The sequence below is a fragment of the Isoptericola sp. BMS4 genome (assembly GCF_011634835.1).
Classification (GTDB): domain Bacteria; phylum Actinomycetota; class Actinomycetes; order Actinomycetales; family Cellulomonadaceae; genus Isoptericola.
The window spans coordinates 1-233 of sequence record NZ_SIRP01000009.1; the positions used below are offsets into that span (position 1 = coordinate 1).

1 protein-coding gene is annotated in these 233 nt (G+C 65.7%); it reads right to left on the minus strand.

Annotated features, from left to right (window positions below; all coding sequences use genetic code 11):
* Positions 1 to 233: superoxide dismutase (locus EYB28_RS19625; RefSeq protein WP_205711072.1), on the minus strand; the 233-nt coding region annotated here is incomplete at both ends.

A 233-nucleotide genomic window follows, 5' to 3' on the forward strand; every position in this document is an offset into this window, starting at 1 on the left:
TCGGCCTTGACGTTGAGGTAGTCGAGGTAGAAGGCGTGCTCCCACATGTCGAGCATGAACAGTGGGGTGATCCCGACGGGGACGTTGGCCTGCTGGTCGAAGAGCTGGAAGATCGCCAGGCGCTGGCCGACGGAGTCCCAGCCGAGCACGGCCCAGCCGGAGCCCTGGATGCCGGTGGCGGTGGCCGCGAAGTGGGCCTGGAACTTCGCGAAGGAGCCGAACTGGTCCTTGAT